This is a genomic window from Streptomyces flavotricini, from assembly GCF_020639365.1.
GTDB classification, from domain to species: Bacteria; Actinomycetota; Actinomycetes; order Streptomycetales; family Streptomycetaceae; genus Streptomyces; species Streptomyces flavotricini.
This window is the reverse complement of the sequence record NZ_JAINUL010000001.1, coordinates 6,696,442-6,716,401: the sequence shown is the minus strand read 5'-3', so window position 1 is coordinate 6,716,401 and position 19,960 is coordinate 6,696,442. Positions and strand designations below refer to the sequence as shown.

The following is a 19,960-nucleotide window of genomic DNA, read 5'->3' as shown; positions in this document are numbered from 1 at the left end:
GGTCGGGGACGTTGTTACGAGCGGCGGCTGCCGAAGAGCGTGCGACGCAGACGGCGCAGCGGCGCGAAGAGCGAGACGCGCGCGCTCCGGCTCCGCAGACGGTGCGTGTGGTCGCGGGACGTCAGTTCGCGCATCAGCAGCGTCGCCTCCGCGACCTCGCGGTGGGGGACGGCGGGTCCACCCAGCACGGCGAGGTGGCGGTCGAGGCGCGAGCTGGTCGCACTGCTCCCGCAGGTGATGGCAGGCACGCGAGGCGGCCTGCTGCGCATTGCTATCTGTTCCATGATCTCTCCCCACCCGTACGAGGGCACCCGGCCCGGGCAGGGTAACCCTATCGCCCCCACGTCGTGCTCGGGTATCCCGGTGGTGTGAATTACCCCTATGGGGACGGGGAGTTGACGGTTACTCAGCGGAGTCGACCGTCACTCTCCGCACGGAGGCGGGTGGTTCGACAACCCCGCGCGAGGCCCCGGCGGCCTCTCCGCCGGCGTCCCGCCGGGCTGTTCGGCGGCCGGGCGCGCGCGTCCCGCCGCGGACCGGGGCCACGCGGGACGTACTGCGCTAACTTGGAGTGACCGCCCGCCGACACACGGACACACCTGGGGGCTCGCGTGAGTGACAACATGGGTGAACCGGGCGGGGAATCCGCCCCGGGGCGTGTCGTCTCGGGCCGGTACCGGCTGATCGACCAGCTGGGCCGGGGCGGCATGGGCACCGTGTGGCGGGCCCGCGACGAGGTGCTGGGCCGCGAGGTGGCCGTCAAGGAGGTACGGGCCCCGGCCGGACTGGACGGTGCCACGATCGGGCGGATGTACCGGCGGCTCGAACGGGAGGCCTGGGCCGCGGCCCGGGTCTCGCACCGCGGGGTCGTCACCGTCTACGACGTGGCCACGGAGGACGGCAAGCCCTGGATCGTGATGGAGCTCGTACGCGGACTCTCGCTGGCCGACGTACTGGAGGCCGACGGGCCGCTCACCCCGCAGCGGGCCGCGCACTTCGGGGAGCAGGTGCTGGCCGCGCTGCGCTCCGCGCACGAGGCGGGGGTGCTGCACCGGGACGTGAAGCCCGCCAACGTGCTGATCGCCAACGACGGCAGGGTGGTGCTGAGCGATTTCGGGATCGCCAGCCTGGAGGGCTCGTCCTCGATCACGATGACGGGCGAGGTGGTGGGCTCCCCCGAGTACCTCGCGCCGGAGCGGGCCCTCGGGCGCGCCCCGGGACCCGAGTCGGACCTGTGGTCGCTCGGGGTGATGCTGTACGCCGCCGTCGAGGGCGTCACGCCCTTCCGGCACGACACCCCGCTGTCCACCCTGCGGGCGGTGGTGGACGACGAGCTGCCGCCGCCGCGCCGGGCCGGCCCCCTGACGCCGGTGCTGGAGGGGCTGCTGCGCAAGGACCCGCAGGAGCGGCTGACCGCGGCGGAGGCGGCCCGGATGCTGCGGATCGTCGGCGCGGGCGGGATCCTGCGGGCCTTCGGCGGCGCGGTGTCGGGCCCGGACTCCCCGACGGCCACGGCGCACCACCGGGACGGCGGCCGCCAGGACGGGCCGACCCCGCCGATGCCCATGCCCCTGTCCGGGTCCGCGGCGGCGCCCGCTCCGGCGGGCCGCGGGCCCGGCGGCGGGGCGCCGCCGCGCGAGGGACGGGCCGGGGCGCTGCTGACGGCCGGGATCGTGGTGCTGCTGCTGGCTGTCATCGCCCTGGGGTGGCTGCTGCTCAAGGACCGCGAGGATCCGGGCGGGACCGGGGGCACCGGCGCGACGGCCCCGGCCACCGCCTCGCCCCGGGGGTCCGAGAGCGCGTCCGCATCGCAGTCGCCCTCCGCGCCCCGCTCCCCGTCGCCGTCGCCGTCGCCGTCCGCTTCCCCGTCGGCCACGCCCGCCCCGCAGTTCGCCGTGGCGGTGCACGCCCTGCGGGAGGAGTACCGCGGGACGTGCCCGCCGCCGGCCGAGCAGGCTCCGGCCTTCACGGCGACGGTCGAGGCGGACCGTACGCCCGCCGTGCTGGAGTACCGCTGGGCGACCCGCAGCGGGGTCACCTCGGACCCCGGCTGGCAGTCCGTCACGTACGGGGCGGACGGCCCCTCGATCCGGCAGCTGGACCACACCGAGCTCACGTACTACCCGAGCGCGACCTTCAACGACGCGGTCCGGCTGGAGGTGCGGGGGGCTGCTCCGGCCGCCTCGGAGTGGATGGAGTTCTCCGTCACCTGCGAGGCGGCGGAAGGGGAGGGGGAGACCCCGCCGGGCGGGGCCACCCCCTCCCCCGGTGCGAGCGGTACGCCGGCCGCCCCGGTGACGGCGGGGCCGGGGTCCGCGGGGCCGGTGTCTGCGGGGCCGGTGCCCGCGGGGCCGACGACGCCGGAGGCGCAGGCTCCGGCGCCGGAAGCGGCCGGCCCGGAGGCCGGCGACTCGTAGCCCCGGTCAGGCGGCGTTGGTGAACACGGGCAGGTAGCCACCGGACTGTCCGGCGGCGGTGGGGTGGTACGACTCGCCGATGTTGAGCCAGTTGACGCTGTGCAGCCACGCGTCGCCGGAGCAGATCTCGTGGCCGGTGAAGGCGCCTGCCACCGAGGCGAAGGTGAACCCGTGGTTGGCGGCGCGTTTGGCGATGGCGGCGTTCAGGTAGTCGGCCGCGCCGTTGATGGCGGAGCGCTCCCCTTCCGTGAGCCCGGTGGTGCAGGTTCCGTTCAGCTTGTAGAAGCGCGGGTAGCCCAGGACGACGACGTGGGCGCCGGGAGCCCGGCCGTGGATCGCGTCGTAGACCTGGTCGAGCTGGCCGGGGAGGGTGGAGTCGACGTACGCCTTGGCCTGGTTGACGCGGCTGACGCAGGTGGACTCGGACTGGAGCACGCAGGTCGTCATGACGTCGGAGAATCCCGCGTCGTTGCCGCCGATGGTGATGCTGACCAGGTCGGTTCCGGAGTTCAGCGGGGAGAGCTGGCCGGACAGGACGTCACCCGTACGGGCACCCGAGCAGGCGGCGAAGGAGAAGGTCTGCGGGGCGTGGGCGGCGGCCCACAGGGCCGGGTAGGCGCGGGTGGTGCGCTTGCAGTTGCCGCTCCCGCTGTCGTAGTTGCCGGCGCCGACGCCGGAGGAGTACGAGTCGCCGAGGGCGACGTAGCCGAAGTCGGCCGTGGCGGCGGCCGCCTGTCCCGCGCCGAACAGGGCGGCGCTCGCGGCGAGTAACAGGGAGGAGGTCAGGGCGGCGAAGCGCGACATCTTCATGCTCATGTGTGCGGCTCCTTGTGGGGGGAGGTACACGGGGGTTACTCGGGAGTTACTCCTGAGTCCGTGGTACTGGGAGCCGGGCATGGCCGGAAGTGCTCATGCCAAGAATTTTCGGCGCGGAGTTGCGCCCCGAACCTTCACCACCGGCGCGTTTGAAGAGGGAACTTGGGCACCCGATCCAGCGAAACACGGGTGCACGAGGCCACTTCGTGCCGGATCATGGGCGCCATGCCAGCCAACCCGCATGACGCGCTGCCGATCCGGCTCAATGTCGATGACAGCGATTCACCGTCTGACGTCGTGGACGCGCTGTTCCTCGGCCGGTTCGCATCCGGCGAGCAGCCGTACTCGCACAGCGTCACGATCGAGCGGGTGAAGGCGGAGGCGACCCTGATGCCGCCCGAGGCCACCGTGCTGCGCTCCGCGCGCGACTCCGACCGCAGCGCCATGCTCGTCGAGGGCGAGGGCTGGACGATGCTCGTCTCCCGCTGGAGCCGCGGCGCGGACGTCACGGTGACGGCGGTCAGCGACGAACTCGCCGCCGGCGTGCTCGGCGAGGCCACGGAGGGGGCGCAGGACGAGCCCGAACCGCAGCCTTCGACCGTCACGATGGGCTTCTGGTACGTCTCCCCGCGCCGCGGCCCGTACCGGACGACCCGCCAGATCTCCGCCGGCACCTGGGCGGACGTCCGGCCCAATTACACCGCGCCGGTGGCCGGTGCGATGGACCGGCTGATGAAGGTGACCCCGGACGACATCGCGGGCCGGCTGCTCCTGCTGCACGGGCCGCCGGGCACGGGCAAGACCTCCGCACTGCGGACGCTGGCCCGGTCGTGGCGGGACTGGTGCCAGGTGGACTGCGTCCTGGACCCCGAGCGGCTGTTCAACGACGTGGGCTACCTCATGGACATCGCGATCGGCGAGGACGAGGGCACCGCGAAGGGCCGCTGGCGGCTGCTGCTGCTGGAGGACTGCGACGAGCTGATCCGCGGCGAGGCCCGGCACACGGCCGGCCAGGCGCTGTCGCGGCTGCTGAACCTGACGGACGGGCTGCTGGGGCAAGGGCGCAACGTACTGGTCGGGGTGACCACGAACGAGGATCTGGAACGGCTCCACCCGGCGGTGGTCCGGCCGGGCCGCTGCCTGGCCCGCATCGAGGTCGGCCGGCTGACGCACGGCGAGGCCGTGGAATGGCTGGGCACGGACGAGGGGGTGTCACGCGAAGGCGCCACGCTGGCCGAGCTGTTCGCGCTGCGCCGGGGCGCGGGCCCCGCGTCGCTGCTGCCGCCGCAGGGCCTGCACGGCTCGGAGCCCGGCCTCTACCTGTAGTGCCCTCGCGGGCGGGGCGCGCACCGGCCGCGCCCGCGCGCCGAAGACAATGGGCGGCGGACCCGGCCGGAGCGGCCGGGGACACCCACCGAGCAGGAGAGTGCACGTGCCCGAGCCGGCGCAGGAGAATCCGTACCCCGACAGCCACGTCCTCGGCGAGGGCCCCGAACCGCACCCGCAGCTGCGGCCGGTGCTGTCCCTCCTCGGGCGCTGGCACGGCCGGGGCCGGGGCGAGTACCCGACCCTGGAAGAGGGGTTCCGGTACGAGCAGGAGATCACCTTCAGTCACGACGGCCGGCCCTTCCTGCGCTACGAGTCGCGGGCCTGGCTGATCGACGGGTCCGGCACGGTGCTGCGCCCGTCGGGGCGCGAGTCGGGGTGGTGGCGGGTCCTGCCCGACGCCTCGCTGGAGGTGGTCCTCGCGCACCCGACCGGCATCGTGGAGACGTACGTCGGCCGGGTGTCCGGGACGGAGATCGAGATCGCCACCGAGACCGTGGCACGCACCCCCAAGGCCAAGGAGGTCACGGCCATGCGGCGCCGGTACGCCTTCGGGGACGGGGAGCTGACGATCGAGCAGGACATGGCGGCGATGGGACAGCCCCTGCAGCACCACCTCCGTGCGCAGCTGCTGCGGCGCTAGGGCTAGGGCGCGGCCCACCCGAACCTGATCGGCAAGACACCCCCTAATTCCCGTAGCGGGCGCGCAGGGCGTCCAGGGCCGCCGCCGTCGCCTCGTCGAAGCTCAGGCCCAGTCGCTTCGCGCGCTCCGCGTAGGCCTGGGCGGCGGAGGCCGCCTCGCGGGCGGCCCCGTCGCCGGCCGCCGCGACGAAGGTCCCGTTCCGGCCGCGGGTCTCGATCACCCCGTCTCCCTCCAGGGCCCGGTAGGCCTTCGCGACCGTGTTCGCCGCCAGCCCCAGTTCCTCGGCGAGAGCGCGCACCGTCGGCAGCTTGTAACCGACCGGCAGCTCCCCCGACCGCGCCGCCTGGGCGATCTGCGCGCGCAGCTGCTCGTACGGGGCTGCGGCGCCGGCCGCGCCGTCGATCCGGATCTTCAGGTTCGTCGAGGTCACCCGGCGATTCTCCCCCATCCTCCGGGAAATTAGGAGGCATTCGCCCCGTCCCCGCGCCTACGGTCGACGCCATGACCGTAAAGATCCGCGAGCTCCGCCCGGGCGATGCACGGGGTGCGGAGTCCGTCGCGCGGGTGCGCCGCACGGCCCTGCCCTTCATGATCACCACACCGGCCGGTGTGGCCTACGAGCTGGCCACCGCGCACCCCGGCAAGCGCTACCGCGTCCTCACCGCCGAGACCGGGGACGGCCTCGTCGTGGGCACCGCCGAACTCGGACTCGCGCACCGCAGCCCCGAGCGGGGCCAGGCCTTCGTCAACGCCTACGTCGACCCCGCGCACCGTCGTCTCGGCGCCGGGTCCGCGCTGCTGGACGCGGCGGAGGAGTACCTGGCCGCGGAGGGCGCGGTGGAGACGTACGCCTGGGTCCTCGACGAGCCGGCCCACCGCGCCTTCGCCGAGCGGCGCGGCTACCGCGCCTCCCGCTCCGCGCACTTCCTGCGCCTGGACCTGGCCGCCGGCCCGCTGCCGGAGCTCCCGGCGGTCCTGCCCGCCGGGGTCGAGCTGCGCCCGGCCTCGGCCTTCGCCGCCGACCCGCGCCCGCTGTTCGAGGCCGACGCGGCGGTGTCGGCCGACGAGCCGGGTGACGTACCGGAGGTGCTGGACGACTACGAGGACTGGCTGCGCAGCGTCTGGAACGAGCCGACCCTGGACCGGGAGCTGACCCGGGTCGTCCTGGTCGACGGGGTCGTGGCCGCGTTCTGCGCCGCCCGCACCGACGGCGCCACCCGCTACGGCTCGGCGATGACCGGCACCCTGCGGGCCTTCCGCGGCCGTGGGCTGGCCAAGCTCGCCAAGACGGACTCGCTCCGCCGGGCCCGTGCCGCCGGCTACACGGAGGCCTTCACGGGCAACGACGCGGGGAACGAGCCGATGCTCGCCGTCAACGAGTGGTTCGGGTACGAGATCTGCGCGACCGAGTCGCGCTTCGCCAGGAAGCAGACGCGACCGGAGGACAGGACATGACCGACCGCCTCACCGTCACCCTCACCAAGGCGGGCCGAACCAAGATCCGCTACCCCGCCGCCCTGGTCGCCGACACGGGCGACCGGATCTCCGTACGGGCGCCCTGGGCGGCGGACGGCGTACGGGACTTCGGCTTCGTGCGCTTCGAGCCCGGCGACGTGTTCACCGAGCACTTCTGGCGGACCCGCTGGTACGCCGTCAAGGAGGTCCGGACGGGCGAGGGCGTACTCAAGGGCTGGTACTGCGACGTCACGCGTCCGGCGGAGGTCCTGGACGGCGGGATCCTCGTCGAGGACCTGGACCTGGACCTGTGGGTCTCGGCGGACGGAGCGACCGTCCTGCGCCTGGACGAGGACGAGTTCGCACAGAGCGGCCTCGCGCGGAGCGACCCGCGGGCGGCGGCGGAAGCCGTCCGCGCCCTCGACGCCCTGGCCGCCCAGGCCCACACCCCGCAGGGCCTGACCGCCCTCCTCACCTGACCGGGCTCCGGGGGACCGCGGCCACTCCGTCGATCGGCGGGATCATCCTCGACATGCCCGAGGCCCTGTGGCTCGCCTCCTGTTCCTCGGCAACGGAGTGGGCTCGAAGAGCCGCCGAAGTGGGAGGGGGCCGCTCCGCGGGGCCGCTTCCTTGGGCCCTGCTTACCGGTGCCTTAAGCGGAGCGTAAGGATCTTCGGGAGGGGGCTGAACGGGGTGGTGGCGGGGGCGACGCGGGCTAGCTTGGCGGGGCCGAGGAGGGCACGGGGCGGCGTCGGATCCCACGGGGGGCGGCGCCGCCCGGCCCGGCTCCCGCCGCGCCCACGACCGTGGTGCCCCATCACCGCTCCGAAGGAGATCCGCCCATGCCCGCACGCCGCCGCCGCACCGTGACCCGTATCGCCGCAGTCGGCCTCGCCCCGCTCGCGGTGGCCGCGTACGCCGCCGGCCCCGCGGCCGCACACGGCTCGATGACGGACCCGGTCAGCCGGGTGGCGGCCTGCTACGCGGAGGGGCCGGAGTCGCCGAAGTCCGCGGCCTGCAAGGCGGCGGTGGCGGCGAGCGGGGCGCAGGCGTTCTACGACTGGAACGCGGTGAACATCGCCAACGCGGCGGGCAACCACCGCTCGTTGATCCCGAACGGGCAGCTCTGCTCCGCCGGCAACGACAAGTACCGGGGCCTGGACCTGGCCCGCGCCGACTGGCCGGCCAGCCCGATGACCTCGGGCGCGCACACCTTCCGGTACAAGGGGACCGCCCCGCACAAGGGCTCCTTCGAGCTGTACGTCACGAAGGACGGCTACGACCCCGCCAAGCCGCTGAAGTGGTCGGACCTGGAGCCGGCTCCGTTCGCGAAGGCCACCGACCCCGGCATGCAGAACGGGGACTACGTGTTCTCCGGCAACGTGCCGAACAAGTCCGGGCGGCACCTGATCTACAGCATCTGGCAGCGCTCGGACAGCCCGGAGGCGTTCTACACCTGCTCGGACGTGGTGTTCGGCAAGGACAACGGCGGGAACGGGGGCAACGGGGGCGCGAACGGCGGCGCCGGCACCACCCCGGGCACGAAGCCGAGTACGAAGCCCGGCGCCAAGCCCTCGACCGGGGGCGAGCGCCCCTCGGAGGCTCCCAAGGCCCCGACGGACCAGCAGATCGCGGACGGCGAGAGCAAGTCCACCGTCGAGCACAACGGCCACGGCGACAACGACCCGAGGACGAACGGCAGCACCGCCCTCGCCCCGGTCCCCGGCCAGTCCCAGTCCCCGGCCGGCACCAACCTCGCCGAGACCGGCGGCAGCGCCGCCACCCCGGCGATCGCGGTCGCCGGGGCGGGCGTACTGGCCGTCGGAGCGGCCGTGCTGTTCGGTGTGGCCCGACGCCGTGCGACGACGCCGGGCCGACACGGCCGCTAGCCGGAGGGCTTCACCGGCCTCGGCCCGTCACCTGCGCGTCACTCGAAGACCGACGCGCAGGTGGTCCGGGACGCGTGCGCCGGGTCGAGGGAGTTGACCGCCTCGTGCCAGGCGATCCGGTCGGTGAGCCCGATGGCGACGTGCTCGGAGAGGTCCAGCGGGCACAGGTCCTGGAGCACGACGTTGCGCACGTTGGAGCCGGTCCCCTGGAGGAAGGCGCTCCGGTAGGGCGTGACGACCTCGTCGTACTTCGTCGCGATGACCGTGTACTGGACCCCGGGGACGGTGTCCCCGCCCGCGTTCAGCTTGGTGACGAAGGGGGATCCGGCGATCTGGTCGGCCAGCCCCGGGGTCGCGGAGCTGATCAGGTCCTCGGCGCCGGGGAAGTACGGGAGCAGCTGGGTGAGCCCGTCCAGGGTGGTGCCGTGGTTGTCGGGGGCGAGCCCGATCAGGGCGTTGACCTTGGGGGCGCCCCCGAGGAACTTGAGGTAGTAGTTCGGCATCATGCCGCCCTGCGAGTGGCCGACGATGTCGGTCTTCTTGGCCCCGGTGGAGGCCAGCACCTTGTCGACGAACACCTGGAGCTGGCCGGCCGACTTGTCGATGGGGCCGAGCCCGTTGAAGAAGGGCACGCCGGGCAGTTGCCCGTAGTCGAGCGAGTAGACGCAGTACCCGCGGTGCACGAGGTACGGCGCGAATCCGAGCCAGTTGTCCACGGAGTTGCCGAACGTGCCGTGGACGAGGACGACGGGGCGCGGGTGGGAGGCGGAGGGCTTGCAGGACCAGTCGTTCCAGCCGCTGCTGGGTGCGGACGCGGCCTGCGCGGCGCCGGCGGGGGCGACGAGGGCGGCGGCGAGGGTGAGGACGGCCAGCGGGCGGAGCAGGCGACGCCAAGGCAGCATCGGGTGATCTCCTTGCGGGTCAGGGAAATACGTGGGGGTTCGTCCCGTGATCCGGATCACAAGGGGGTGCTGCTTCGGCCAAATTACGGGCGAGTAGCAAAACTTGAAAGTTACGCGTCAGTAAAAAATGCGTGTCGGGCTCCCGGCGCGAGGCCGGGACGACCGTCCGTCAAGTCGCGCCCGATGCGCACGCGTTGCCGCCCCGCACGACACGATCTAGGCCGCGCGGCGGAAGGTGGCCGCCGGGCGGACCGTGCCCGGGCCGAAGCGGGCGTTCGCCCGGTCGACGGCCGCCTCCACCGTCAGGCGGGCCTCGCGGACCGGGTCCAGCGAGATCTGCCGGGAGGCCCGCTCGGCGCCCGTGAGGTCCTCGGCGCGCAGCACCATGCCGGTCAGGCGGGCCCGTTGCAGCCCGGCCGCGTCCAGCAGGCGGTACGCCGCCGCCCGCAGGTCCTCGTCGTGCCCGGACGCCTCGGGGAGCCGCCGGGTCCGCTCCCAGCGGGTGCCGCCGGCGAACTGCAGCGTCAGCGACAGGGCCCGGGCGGCCTGGCGGCGCCCGCGCAGCACCGCGCCGAGGCGGACCACCAGGGCGAGGAGCACGGCCCGGGCGTGCGGGCCGTCGAGCTCGTGCCGGGTGAAGCCGCTGCGGACGGCGGCCGACGGGGGCAGGTCCTTCGGGGTGACGGGGCGCGGGTCGATCCCGCGGGCGCGTTCCGCCGCCAGCCGGCCCGCCCGCTGCCCCAGGATCCGTTCGACGGTGCCCGGGGAGACGGCCGCGACCGCGCCGACCGTGTGCAGTCCGTACCCGCGCAGCGCCTGCGCCTGTTTGGGGCCGATGCCGTGCAGTGCCTCCACCGGCAGCGGCCCCAGGAAGGCGTCCGCCCCGCCCTCGGGCACGGCCAGGACCCCGCCGGGCCCGGGGATCCGGGCGGAGGCCGTCGCCGCCACCGCCCAGGTCCCGGCGACCCCGATCCGTACGTCGGTGCCGAGCCGGGCGAGCGCGCGCAGCCGCACCAGTTCGGCGATCCGGCCGGCGTCCGCGCCGAAGTACCGCTGCGCGCCGCGTACGTGCACCAGCGCCGCCCGGGGCGGCAGGGCCTGCACCGTCGGGGAGAACTCCCGCAGGAGTTCCAGGACTTCGCGGTACCCCTCCTCGGCCAGCGCCGGAGCGCACCGTACGTGCAGGACGCCGCCCGCCGGGGTCATCCCGCGCTCCCCGGGCTGGAGTGCCACAGCTTGCGGCCGGTGGCGGCGCGGTCTCCGGCCGGCTGGAGGTCGGCCCACGGGTTCATCTCGTACCCGGTGGACAGGTGGATGCGGCGCCCCGGACCGGCGGCGCCCGCCCCGTCCCCGTCACCCGGCAGGGGCTCCGCCAGGCGGGCCGCGACCGCGTCCAGGCCGCCCGCCGCCCGCAGTTCCACCAGCTCGGCCAGGTCCCAGGCCGCCGCGCCGACCACGCTCAGGCTCTGCGGTCCGCGCCGCTGGACGACACCCCGTACGAGCAGCAGGAACGAGTGGAAGACGGTGTGCGCGCACGCCTCGTGGCTGTCGTCGAAGAAGGCCAGGTCGACCAGGCCCGTCCCGTCGTCCAGCGTGGTGAAGATGACCCGCCTCCCGGACCGGATCGGCGGGGTCTGGGTGGCCGCCTTGGCCCCCGCGACCAGCACCGTCCGGCCGTGCTCCACCTCGCGCAGCCTGCGGGCGGGGACCACCCCCAGCTCCGCGAGGAAGGCGTGGTGGTCCCCCATCAGGTGCCGCGAGGCGTCCATGCCGAGCACGCCCAGCTCCGCGCTGAGCCGCTCCGCCTCGTTCAGGTCGGGCAGGCCGACCGGGGCCGTGGACCGCCCGCCGTCCAGCGGGAGTTGGACATTGCCCGGCCGGGCCCCCGCCGAGCGCTGCGCGCCGTGCAGTTCGGCCACGTGCAGCAGCAGGTCGCGCCGGTTGGCGCCGAAGGCGTCCAGCGCCCCGACCTGCGCGAGCCGCCCCGCGACCGGCCGGCCCGGGTGGGCCCGGTCCCAGAAGTCGCGCAGCGATCCGTACGGCTGCCCTTCCTCGATCCGGCGGGCCTGCGCCTCGCTGATGCCGTGGACGTCGGCCAGGGCCAGCCGGAGCCCCCACACCGGCGGAGCCCCGATCTCGGACACCAGTTCGATGCGGTGGTTCACCGCCGACCGGTTCACGTCCAGCGGCAGCACCGGTACGCCCCGCCGCCGCGCGTCCGCCAGCAGCAGCCGCTTCGGGTACATCCCCGGGTCGTGCGTGAGCAGCCCGGCGTAGAACGCGGCCGGGTGGTGCGCCTTCAGCCACGCCGACTGGTACGTCGGGACCGCGAAGGCCACCGCGTGCGCCTTGCAGAAGCCGTAACTGCCGAACGCCTCGACGATCTCCCAGGTCCGGCCGATCACCTCGGCCGAGTAGCCCCGTTCGCCCGCCTTCGCCGCGAACCACACCTTGATCCGCGCCTGCGACCCGGGGTCGGAGAGCCCGCGCCGCACCCGGTCCGCCTCGTCGCGCCCGCAGCCGGTCATGACGTGCACGATCTCGATGATCTGCTCGTGGAAGACCACGACCCCGTACGTCTCGCGCAGCGCGTCCGCCAGGTCCGCGTGCGGGAAGCGGACCGGGGCCCGCCCGTGCCGCGCCTCGATGAACGGCCGCACCATGTCGGCGGCGACCGGCCCGGGCCGGAACAGCGAGATGTCGACGACCAGGTCGTGGAAGGTGGCGGGCTGGAGCCGCCCCACCAGGTCGCGCTGGCCCGGGGACTCGATCTGGAAGCAGCCGAGCGTCTCGGCCGAGCGGATCAGCTCGTACGTCGCCGGGTCGCCCGGCGGCACCTGCGCCGGGTCGTCCAGGTCGAGTTCCTCCCCCGTGCCGCGCCGGATCTCCGCGACGGCGTGCGCCATCGCGGACTGCATCCGTACGCCCAGCACGTCGAGCTTGAGCAGCCCGAGCTCCTCCACGTCGTCCTTGTCGAACTGGGACATGGGGAAGCCCTCGCCGCTGGTGGGCACCACGGGGGTGCGCGCGAGCAGGGAGGCGTCGGAGAGCAGCACCCCGCACGGGTGCATGGCGATCCCGCGCGGCAGCGCGTCCAGCGCCTCGACGAGCTCCCACAGCCGCCCGTGCTCCTCCCCGCGCACGTCGCCGTGTACGCCGCGCAGTTCCGGCAGTTCGGCGAGGGCCGTGCGGGCGTCGCGGGCCCGGATGTGCGGGAAGGCCTTGGCGAGCCGGTCGACGGTGGCCGGGTCCATGGACAGGGCGGCACCGACGTCGCGGATCGCGTGCCGGACCCGGTAGGTCTCGGGCATGGAGACGGTGGCGACGCGCTCGGTGCCGAAGCGGTCGATGATCCGCCGGTAGACCTCCAGCCGGCGGGCGGACTCCACGTCGATGTCGATGTCGGGCAGGACGTGGCGGCGCTTGGACAGGAACCGCTCCATCAGCAGGCCCTGTTCGACGGGGTCGGCGTGGGCGATGCCGAGGAGGTGGTTGACGAGGGAGCCGGCGCCGGAGCCGCGGGCGGCCACCCGGATGCCCATCTCCCGTACGTCGTCCACGACCTGGGCGACCGTCAGGAAATACGAGGCGTACCCGTGGTAGGCGATGATGTCCAGTTCGTGGTGCATCCGCTCCCAGTACGCGCGGTCGTCGGCGTAGCCGCGCAGCACCATGCCGGCGGAGACCCGGGAGGCGAGGACGCGCTGGGCGGTGCGGTGGGCCGCGCCGACGAGGTGGGCCTCGGGGAAGTGCACGGAGCCCATGCCGAGGTCGTCCTCGGGGTCCACCACGCAGGCCTCGGCGGTCTGCCGGGTCTGCGCGAGCAGCCCGCGCGCGTCGGCGGGGCGCAGGCCCGCGGCCCGGCAGATCCGGTCGGCGGCCGCGGCCATGGCGGCGGGGTCCTTGAGCCAGCGCTCCCCGCCGTCGAGACCGCGGGGGTCGACGGGGACGAGCCGGCGGGCCGCGTCGAGGACGTCGGCGACCGGGCCCTGGCCGGGGTCGGCGTACCGGACGGCGTTGGTCAGCACGGCCGGGACACCCTGCTCGGCGGCGAAGCCGACCGTACGGGCGGCCAGGCGCAGCGAGCCGGGGCCGGTGCCGGTGCGGCCGTGGTCGACGGCCTCCAGGCGCAGGGAGTCCCCGTAGACCTCCCGCCAGGGCGCGAGCAGCCGGGCGGCCCGGTCCGGCCGGCCGGCGGCCAGCGCCCGCCCCACCTCGGAGCCCGGCCCGAGCAGTACGTACACCCCTTCGCCGCGCAGCTGCGCCCGGGGAAGCAGCGGCGGACCGTCGCCGGCCGCGGCGTGGGCGGCGGTGACCATGCGGCACAGCTCGGCCCAGCCGGCGGCGCCGTCACGGGCCAGGAAGGTGGCCCGGGGTGCGGACTCGTCGACGAAGGCTCCACCGGCCACGGGGTTCCGCCGCCGGTGGGACGGCTCGCCGGAGCCGCCCGGTCCGGCCGGTCCCGCGGAGCCCCCCGGCCCCGCGGAGCCCGCCGCGTGCGACACGGCCAGGTCGACCCCGAACAGCGGCCGGATCCCGGCCTTGGCGCAGGCCTTCGCGAACCGGACGGCGCCCGCGAGGGTGTCGCGGTCGGTCAGGGCGAGGGCATCCATGCCCCGGTCGGCGGCGCGTTCCGCCAGCCGTTCGGGGTGGGAGCCTCCGTAGCGCATGGAGAACCCCGAAACGGTGTGCAGATGCGTAAAACCAGGCACCCGCGGCCTCCTGCTTCGCTCGAACGTGAACACCACCCCCGTCTCCACCATAGAGCAATTCGAATACCCGTGCGAAACATTCGTTCGAAGGCCCCGCTGGTCCGGCCGCCTCCGCCCGTCATCCATTCGGCCCGCCCCTGCTGCGTGCCGCCCCCCGTACGCCGAGCGTGTGAGTCATGACCCAGCCCACCTCCCCACCTCCGTCCGCCGGGTTCCTCGCCGAGGTCAAGGACGCCGTGACCGTCCGGGCCGCCCTGCTCCTCGTGGGGGTGCTGGCGCTCCAGCTCGCCTTCATCACCTCGTACATCGGGGCCTTCCACCAACCGGAGCCCAGCGAGATCCCGATCGCCGTGGCCGCCCCCGCCCGGCAGGTCGCCGAGCAGTCCGCGCAGCAGCTCGCCGACCTGCCCGGGAAACCGCTCGACCCGCACGCGGTCCAGGACGAGGCGGCCGCGACGGCGGAGGTGAAGGACCGGGAGGTGGACGGGGCGCTGGTCATCGACCCGGCCGGCCCGGCCGACCGGCTGCTGGTCGCGAGCGGCGCCGGCGCCTCGCTCTCGCAGGCCCTCGAACAGGTGGTCGGCCGCGTCGAGCAGGCCCGGGGCAGGGCCGTGCGGGTCGTCGACGTGGCCCCGGCCGCCGCGGGCGACGCACGCGGCCTGAGCGCCTTCTACCTCGTCATCGGCTGGTGCGTCGGCGGCTACCTGTGCGCCGCGATCCTCGCGATCAGCGCCGGCGCCCGGCCCGCCAACTCCCACCGTGCCTTCATCCGGCTGGGCGCGCTGCTGCTGTACGCGATCGCCGCCGGGCTGCTCGGCACGGTCATCGCGGGCCCGGTCCTGGGCGCGCTGCCCGGCGGCATCATGGCCCTGTGGGGGTTGGGCACCCTCGTCGTCTTCGCGGTCGGGGCGATCACCCTGGCCTTCCAGGGGGTGGCGGGCGTCGTCGGCATCGGCCTGGCGATCCTGCTGGTGGTGGTGTTCGGCAATCCGAGCGCGGGCGGCGCCTACCCGTATCCGCTGCTGCCGCCGTTCTGGAGGGCCATCGGCCCGGCCCTGCCACCGGGCGCGGGCACGTACGCCGCGCGCTCGATCACGTACTTCGAGGGCAACGCGGCGGCCGGGCCGATGCTGGTGCTGGCCGCCTGGGCGGTGCTCGGCGCGGCCGTCACCGTGACCTGCGCGGTCTTCCGCAGGGGCCGCGCCGGGGCCGCCGTGGGCAGCGGGCTCCCGGACGACGCGACGGACGGTCAAGGCGCGACGGCCCGATGAGCGCCCCGGGCAGCGGCGGCACGAGCGGCGGCGAGCACGGCGAGCGCGGCAACGGCCCCCTCGGCTTCCGCAACCGCCAGGGGCCCCGCCGCCCAGGCCGTCTCCGTCAAGCCGATGGAGCCCAGCGCCCAGGCCCAGCGCGGCGACACCTGGCACGCCACCGTCTTCGGCGGTTTCGGCCTGTTCTGGATGTCCAAGGCCTGCCTGCTGCAATGGGTGCTGCCGGCCACCGACCCGGCGCTGCGCGGGGACGTCAGCGGCTGTCGACCTTCACCCGCGTCCTGGTCGTCTTCGTCGGGATGACCGTGAGCGGGTTCACCGGCTCGCGGACCTGGCTCCGGGTGACCGGCTGGAGCGGACTGCCCGCCGCCCTCGGGGCCACGTACCTCCTGGCCGGGCAGATCATGGCGAGCACGAGCACCTGGGGCCGCCAGGTGCTCCCGATGGGGCGCTTCCCCGCCCCGGAGGAGCACCCGGAGGCCTGACCGGCCCGCCCGGACGCCGTCGACGCCCCGGACACCCCGGACGCCGCCGACGCCCCCGCCACACCTCAGTCCTTGTGGACCACCTCGCCCGCGACCACCACCACCTCGGCCACCGTGCCCGGGATCCGCTCCGGGGCCACGGCCAGGATGTCCCGGGACAGCACCACGAAGTCCGCCGCCTTGCCCACCGTCAGCGACCCCCGGTCCGCCTCCAGGAAGTTGGCGTACGCCGAGCCCATCGTGTAGCCGTACACCGCCGTCGCCACGTCCACCGTCTCGGCCGGCTGCCACGGGTCCCCGCCGTCCAGCGGGCGGCGGGTGACCGCCGTGTAGATCCCGATCATCGGGTCCATCTCGGCCACGTTCCAGTCGCTGGAGAACGCCAGCACCGCCCCCGCCTCGGCCAGGCTCCGCATCGGCCACGCCTTGTGCCAGCGGTCCTCGCCCACGTTCTCCGCCCAGTCCTGGCCCGGCCCGGCGATCTCCGGCGCGCAGTGCCGCGGCTGCATGCAGGCCACCACGCCGAGCCCTGCGAAGCGCGGCACGTCCGCCGGGTCCAGGCATTCCACGTGCACCACCTGGTGGCGGGCGTCCCGCGGCCCGTTGACCGTACGGGCGTGCTCGACGGCGTCGAGGACCGTACGGATCCCCCGGTCGCCCGTGGCGTGCACGAAGCACTGGAACCCGCGCGCGTCGAGGCGCGCCAGCAGCTCCGCGAACTCCTCCGCCGGGTAGAAGGTCTCGCCCCGGTGCGCCCCGCACCCGGTGTACGGCTCCAGCAGCGCGGCGGTGCGCGGCTCGACCACGTCGTCGATGTACAGCTTGAGCGGCCCGACCCGCAGCCGGTCCCCGGAGTACCTGCGGGCCGCCGCGGCGAACGCGTCGAGCTCCTCCTCGGTCGTGCCGCGCGGGTGGAACAGCGCCGCCACGATCCGCGAGCGCAGCCGGCCCTCGGCGCGGGCCCGCTCGTACAGCTCCAGGTCGTCCAGGGAGTTCTGCGGCTCCACGACCGTGGTGATGCCGAAGCCGATCGCATCGTCCAGGCTCTTGGCGAGTCGCCCGTACTGCCGGTCCGGCGAGGCCCACGGCACGCCGAGTTCGCGCAGCGCCCGGTGGCCGTCCCGGGAGAGCCCCTTGATCGCGAAGTCCTTGACGAAGCCGGTGGGCTCGCCGGTCTCCGGATCGACGGCCGCGGTGCCGAAGGGCAGGTCGGTACGGTCCTTCGCGACCCCGAGCCGGCGCATCGCGGCCGTGTTCAGCCAGGCGGTGTGCACGTCGTACGAGAGCACGATCGCCGGGACCTCCCCGGTGACCGGGTCCAGGTCGGCGGCGGTGGGCATCCGCCCGCCCGGGATCGCGGAGTAGTCGAAGGCCTCGGCCTCGATCCACTCGGCGTCCGGGTGCGCCTCCCGCCAGGCCCCGATCCGGTCGAGGATCGCCTCCAGGGTGCGCACTCCGGCCAGCTGTACGCAGGCGTCGTCGGAGCCGAGCCGGACGTGGTTGTGGGCGTCGACGAAGCCGGGCAGCACCAGCCGGCCGCCCGCGTCGATCCGCTCGGTGTCCGGGCCCGACCAGGCGGCGGCCTCCGCGTCCGGGCCGAGCCAGACGATCCGGCCGTCGGACACGGCCAGGGCTTCGGCCTCGGGCAGGTCCGGGTCGACGGTGTGGATCCGGGCTCCGGTGAGCAGCAGGTCGGCGGGGAAGGGGTGCGGCATCGGTGGTGCTCCTGTACAGAGGGGGCAGAGAGGGGCAGAGGGGGCGGGGGGCGGTACGGGGGGTCAGGCGGCCGGGACGTGCGCGGGCACCCGGCGGACGAGGACCCCGTACGTGAGTGCGGAGACGACCGAGCCGAGCAGGGTCAGGTCGGCGCCGCCGAGCGGGGCCACCAGCGGGCCGGTCCACAGCTCGGAATCGCAGGTCAGCGCGGCGAAGGTCATGCCGGCCAGCAGGGCGGCCATGCCGGCGGGGTGGTAGCCCGCCCGGTACCAGTAGGCGCCCGCGCTCCCGGCGTGCAGCGCGTCCGAGTCGTAGCGGCAGCGGCGCAGCAGCATGTCGGCGAGGAAGACCCCGCCCCAGGGCGCGAACACGATGATCAGGAGGGAGAGGAAGGAGAGCAGCGAGGTGGTGAAGTCGGTGAGGAAGAGCGCGGCGAGCGATCCGGCGGCGGTGACCGCGGCGCTGATCACGATGGCGCGGGCCCGGCTCCACGGGATGCCGAGGACCTGGAGGTTCAGGCTGGAGGAGTAGAGGGTGATGATCGAGTTGGTGACGGAGCCGCCGAGCACGAGCGCCAGGAACACCGGCTTGAACCAGCCCGGGAGCAGGCTCTCGGCCCCCGCGACGGCGTCGGTCATGTCGGTCTGGGTGGCCGCGGCGACCCCGGCGACGCCGAGGGCGACGGAGGAGACGAACCCGCCGAGCGCGCCCATCCAGGTGATCGACTTCAGCGAGGTGGTCCGGGGCAGGTAGCGGGTGTAGTCGGCGGGCATCGGCAGGTACGAGAAGGGCCCGGCCAGCATCACCACGAAGGCCAGGCTCCAGCCGGACAGGCCCGGGGCTCCTGCGCCGGCCGGGGCCCCGGTCTGGGCGCCGGGCAGGAGGAAGACGAGCAGCGCGCCGAAGCCGAGGGCGAGGACGTAGGCCATCCAGCGCTCGGCGAACTGGACGGTGGCGTGGCCCCACATCGCGACGGCGAAGGTGAGCGCGAGGGTGATGCCGAGGGCGAGGGCCCTTGCCGCCGTGCCTTCGCCGAGGCCGACCTCGGCGAAGAACACCTCCAGGGCGAGCGTGCCGACCACGGTGTTGACGATGGTGTAGCCGATGCTCACCACCCAGTTCAGGACGCCGGCCGGGAAGTTCCCGCGGACGCCGAAGGCGGCCCGGGAGATGACGAGGGTGGCGGTGCCGGTGCGGATGCCGCTGAGGCCTGCGGCGCTGACCGCGAAGAAGGACAGTCCGCTGATCACGACGACGGCGGTGGCCTGCCAGAAGGAGAGGCCGAAGGCCACGGCGAGGGCGCCGTTGATCACGTAGGTGAAGGTGAGGTTGGAGCCGAACCAGAGCCAGAAGAGGTCCTGGGCGCCGCCGTGCCGCTCGGCGTCGGGGATGGGGTCGATGCCGTGGGTCTCGACCCGGAACACCTCGTCGACGTCGGCCGTCGTCTCCTGCGTCGCGCCCTGCTGCGTCATGCGCCGTACCCCTGACTGTGAACCCGCTGAACCTTGAATGACGTTCTAAGTTCTTGAATGGCATTCAAGATGCGCCGCCGATCGGGACCGCGTCAAGACCCTGTCCGGGATAAGGTCGGGCCACGAAGATCGGGAAGGCGGCAGGGGTGGCGGGAGCAGCCGGGGCAGCGGGGTCGGCACGGCGGCGCGACGGGCGGATCGCCCAGGAGCGGATGCTGGAGGAGGCCATGGCGGCGATCGCCGAGGGCGGTCTGGCGGAGCTGACGATGTCCGCGCTCGCCGAGCGGCTCGGCACCAGCGGCGGCCACATCCTCTACTACTTCGGCAGCAAGGACCGGCTGCTGCTGGCCGCCCTGCGCTGGAGCGAGGACCGGCTCGCCGCGGAGCGCACGCGGCTGCTGGCACGCCGGGTCACCGCGCACCGCAAGCTGGCGCTCTTCCTGGAGCTGTACCTGCCGCGCGGCCCCCGCGATCCGCGCTGGACCCTGTGGATCGAGCTGTGGGCCCGCACCCCCGCCAACGAGGACCTGCGCGCCGCCCAGCAGGAGATCGACGACGGCTGGCAGCGGGACCTGGAGGCCCTGCTCGCGAAGGGCGTGGACCAGGGCCGCTTCGCCGCCGCCCTCGACGTACCCGCCCGGGCCTCGGAGCTGCTCGCGCTGCTGGACGGGCTGAGCACCCGGGTGGTGCTCGGGCAGCGCGGCGCCGACCGGGCCGCGTCCCTGGAGCGGGCCCGCTCGGCGGCGGCCCTGCTCGTCCCGCACACCTAGGCCGCACGCAGGAAGCCCGCACGAGCGGAAAGCCCGCCCGAGCGATTCCGTGCGCCCGGGCGGGCCCTTCCCGTCCTCGGTGATCG

The 19,960-nt window shown here is 74.4% G+C and carries 18 protein-coding genes; 10 read left to right on the top strand and 8 right to left on the bottom strand.

What is annotated here, in order from left to right; translation table 11 throughout:
* Positions 1–14: 14 nt before the first annotated feature.
* Positions 15–284: a hypothetical protein gene (locus K7B10_RS30600; protein WP_030870537.1), complete on the bottom strand. Its 270-nt coding sequence runs from the start codon at positions 282–284 to the stop codon at positions 15–17.
* A gap of 339 nt (positions 285–623) precedes the next feature.
* Here K7B10_RS30600 and K7B10_RS30595 point away from each other — a divergent pair, with 339 nt between their 5' ends.
* Positions 624–2,417 (top strand): serine/threonine-protein kinase, encoded by a 1,794-nt coding sequence (locus tag K7B10_RS30595; protein WP_229345534.1) that lies wholly within the window; start codon positions 624–626, stop codon positions 2,415–2,417.
* A gap of 6 nt (positions 2,418–2,423) precedes the next feature.
* On the opposite strand, the gene K7B10_RS30590 is transcribed toward K7B10_RS30595, so the two are convergent.
* Positions 2,424–3,227 carry an SGNH/GDSL hydrolase family protein gene (locus tag K7B10_RS30590; protein ID WP_229345532.1) on the bottom strand — a complete coding sequence of 268 codons (804 nt, stop codon included), beginning with the start codon at positions 3,225–3,227 and terminating at the stop codon, positions 2,424–2,426.
* Between the two features lie 231 nt (positions 3,228–3,458).
* On the opposite strand from K7B10_RS30590, the gene K7B10_RS30585 reads away from it, so the two are divergent.
* Both K7B10_RS30585 and K7B10_RS30580 read left to right on the top strand, forming a co-directional pair.
* Positions 3,459–4,559 carry a DUF5925 domain-containing protein gene (locus K7B10_RS30585; RefSeq protein WP_372481489.1) on the top strand — a complete coding sequence of 367 codons (1,101 nt, stop codon included), beginning with the start codon at positions 3,459–3,461 and terminating at the stop codon, positions 4,557–4,559.
* Positions 4,560–4,665: 106 nt separating this feature from the next.
* Positions 4,666–5,202 carry a heme-binding beta-barrel domain-containing protein gene (locus K7B10_RS30580; RefSeq protein WP_229341006.1) on the top strand — a complete coding sequence of 179 codons (537 nt, stop codon included), beginning with the start codon at positions 4,666–4,668 and terminating at the stop codon, positions 5,200–5,202.
* Between the two features lie 43 nt (positions 5,203–5,245).
* Here the strand turns inward: K7B10_RS30580 and K7B10_RS30575 are convergent, their stop codons facing one another.
* On the bottom strand, positions 5,246–5,650 hold the full coding sequence (locus K7B10_RS30575; RefSeq protein WP_229341004.1) for a GntR family transcriptional regulator: 405 nt from the start codon (positions 5,648–5,650) through the stop codon (positions 5,246–5,248).
* Positions 5,651–5,703: 53 nt separating this feature from the next.
* Here K7B10_RS30575 and K7B10_RS30570 point away from each other — a divergent pair, with 53 nt between their 5' ends.
* From K7B10_RS30570 to K7B10_RS30560, 3 genes are all read left to right on the top strand, one after another.
* Complete coding sequence (locus K7B10_RS30570) at positions 5,704–6,657, top strand: GNAT family N-acetyltransferase (protein ID WP_229341002.1); 954 nt, start codon at positions 5,704–5,706, stop codon at positions 6,655–6,657.
* Complete coding sequence (locus K7B10_RS30565; RefSeq protein ID WP_229341000.1) at positions 6,654–7,136, top strand: ribonuclease FAU-1 family protein; 483 nt, start codon at positions 6,654–6,656, stop codon at positions 7,134–7,136. The genes K7B10_RS30570 and K7B10_RS30565 overlap by 4 nt, the downstream gene beginning before the upstream one ends.
* A gap of 363 nt (positions 7,137–7,499) precedes the next feature.
* Entirely contained in the window at positions 7,500–8,546 is a 1,047-nt protein-coding gene (locus K7B10_RS30560) for a lytic polysaccharide monooxygenase (protein WP_229340998.1), read from the top strand.
* A 38-nt stretch (positions 8,547–8,584) separates the two neighbouring features.
* Here the strand turns inward: K7B10_RS30560 and K7B10_RS30555 are convergent, their stop codons facing one another.
* The 3 genes from K7B10_RS30555 to K7B10_RS30545 all read right to left on the bottom strand — a co-directional run bounded on the left by K7B10_RS30555 (position 8,585) and on the right by K7B10_RS30545 (position 14,160).
* A complete protein-coding gene (locus tag K7B10_RS30555) occupies positions 8,585–9,448 on the bottom strand; it encodes an esterase/lipase family protein (RefSeq protein ID WP_229340996.1) in 864 nt (287 codons plus the stop codon).
* 216 nt (positions 9,449–9,664) lie between these two features.
* Positions 9,665–10,654 (bottom strand): DNA polymerase Y family protein, encoded by a 990-nt coding sequence (locus K7B10_RS30550; RefSeq protein WP_229340994.1) that lies wholly within the window; start codon positions 10,652–10,654, stop codon positions 9,665–9,667.
* A complete protein-coding gene (locus K7B10_RS30545; RefSeq protein ID WP_229340992.1) occupies positions 10,651–14,160 on the bottom strand; it encodes a DNA polymerase III subunit alpha in 3,510 nt (1,169 codons plus the stop codon). Before K7B10_RS30545 ends, K7B10_RS30550 begins: the two co-directional genes overlap by 4 nt.
* Positions 14,161–14,336: 176 nt before the next feature.
* Between K7B10_RS30545 and K7B10_RS30540 the strand changes: the two genes are divergently transcribed.
* The 3 genes from K7B10_RS30540 to K7B10_RS30530 all read left to right on the top strand — a co-directional run bounded on the left by K7B10_RS30540 (position 14,337) and on the right by K7B10_RS30530 (position 15,916).
* On the top strand, positions 14,337–15,431 hold the full coding sequence (locus tag K7B10_RS30540) for a YhgE/Pip domain-containing protein (RefSeq protein ID WP_229340990.1): 1,095 nt from the start codon (positions 14,337–14,339) through the stop codon (positions 15,429–15,431).
* 114 nt (positions 15,432–15,545) lie between these two features.
* The gene (locus K7B10_RS30535; RefSeq protein ID WP_229340988.1) at positions 15,546–15,734 is read left to right on the top strand and encodes an acetate uptake transporter family protein; all 189 of its coding nucleotides are present in this window, start codon (positions 15,546–15,548) and stop codon (positions 15,732–15,734) included.
* 2 nt (positions 15,735–15,736) lie between these two features.
* Positions 15,737–15,916 (top strand): acetate uptake transporter family protein, encoded by a 180-nt coding sequence (locus tag K7B10_RS30530; protein ID WP_229340986.1) that lies wholly within the window; start codon positions 15,737–15,739, stop codon positions 15,914–15,916.
* A gap of 65 nt (positions 15,917–15,981) precedes the next feature.
* Here the strand turns inward: K7B10_RS30530 and K7B10_RS30525 are convergent, their stop codons facing one another.
* Together K7B10_RS30525 and K7B10_RS30520 are read right to left on the bottom strand one after the other, a co-directional pair.
* Complete coding sequence (locus tag K7B10_RS30525) at positions 15,982–17,631, bottom strand: amidohydrolase (RefSeq protein WP_229340985.1); 1,650 nt, start codon at positions 17,629–17,631, stop codon at positions 15,982–15,984.
* A 63-nt stretch (positions 17,632–17,694) separates the two neighbouring features.
* Positions 17,695–19,104, bottom strand: a complete 1,410-nt coding sequence (locus K7B10_RS30520; protein ID WP_229340983.1) for a purine-cytosine permease family protein — start codon at positions 19,102–19,104, stop codon at positions 17,695–17,697.
* A gap of 212 nt (positions 19,105–19,316) precedes the next feature.
* On the opposite strand from K7B10_RS30520, the gene K7B10_RS30515 reads away from it, so the two are divergent.
* Positions 19,317–19,874 (top strand): TetR/AcrR family transcriptional regulator, encoded by a 558-nt coding sequence (locus K7B10_RS30515; RefSeq protein WP_229345530.1) that lies wholly within the window; start codon positions 19,317–19,319, stop codon positions 19,872–19,874.
* Positions 19,875–19,960: the final 86 nt, after the last annotated feature.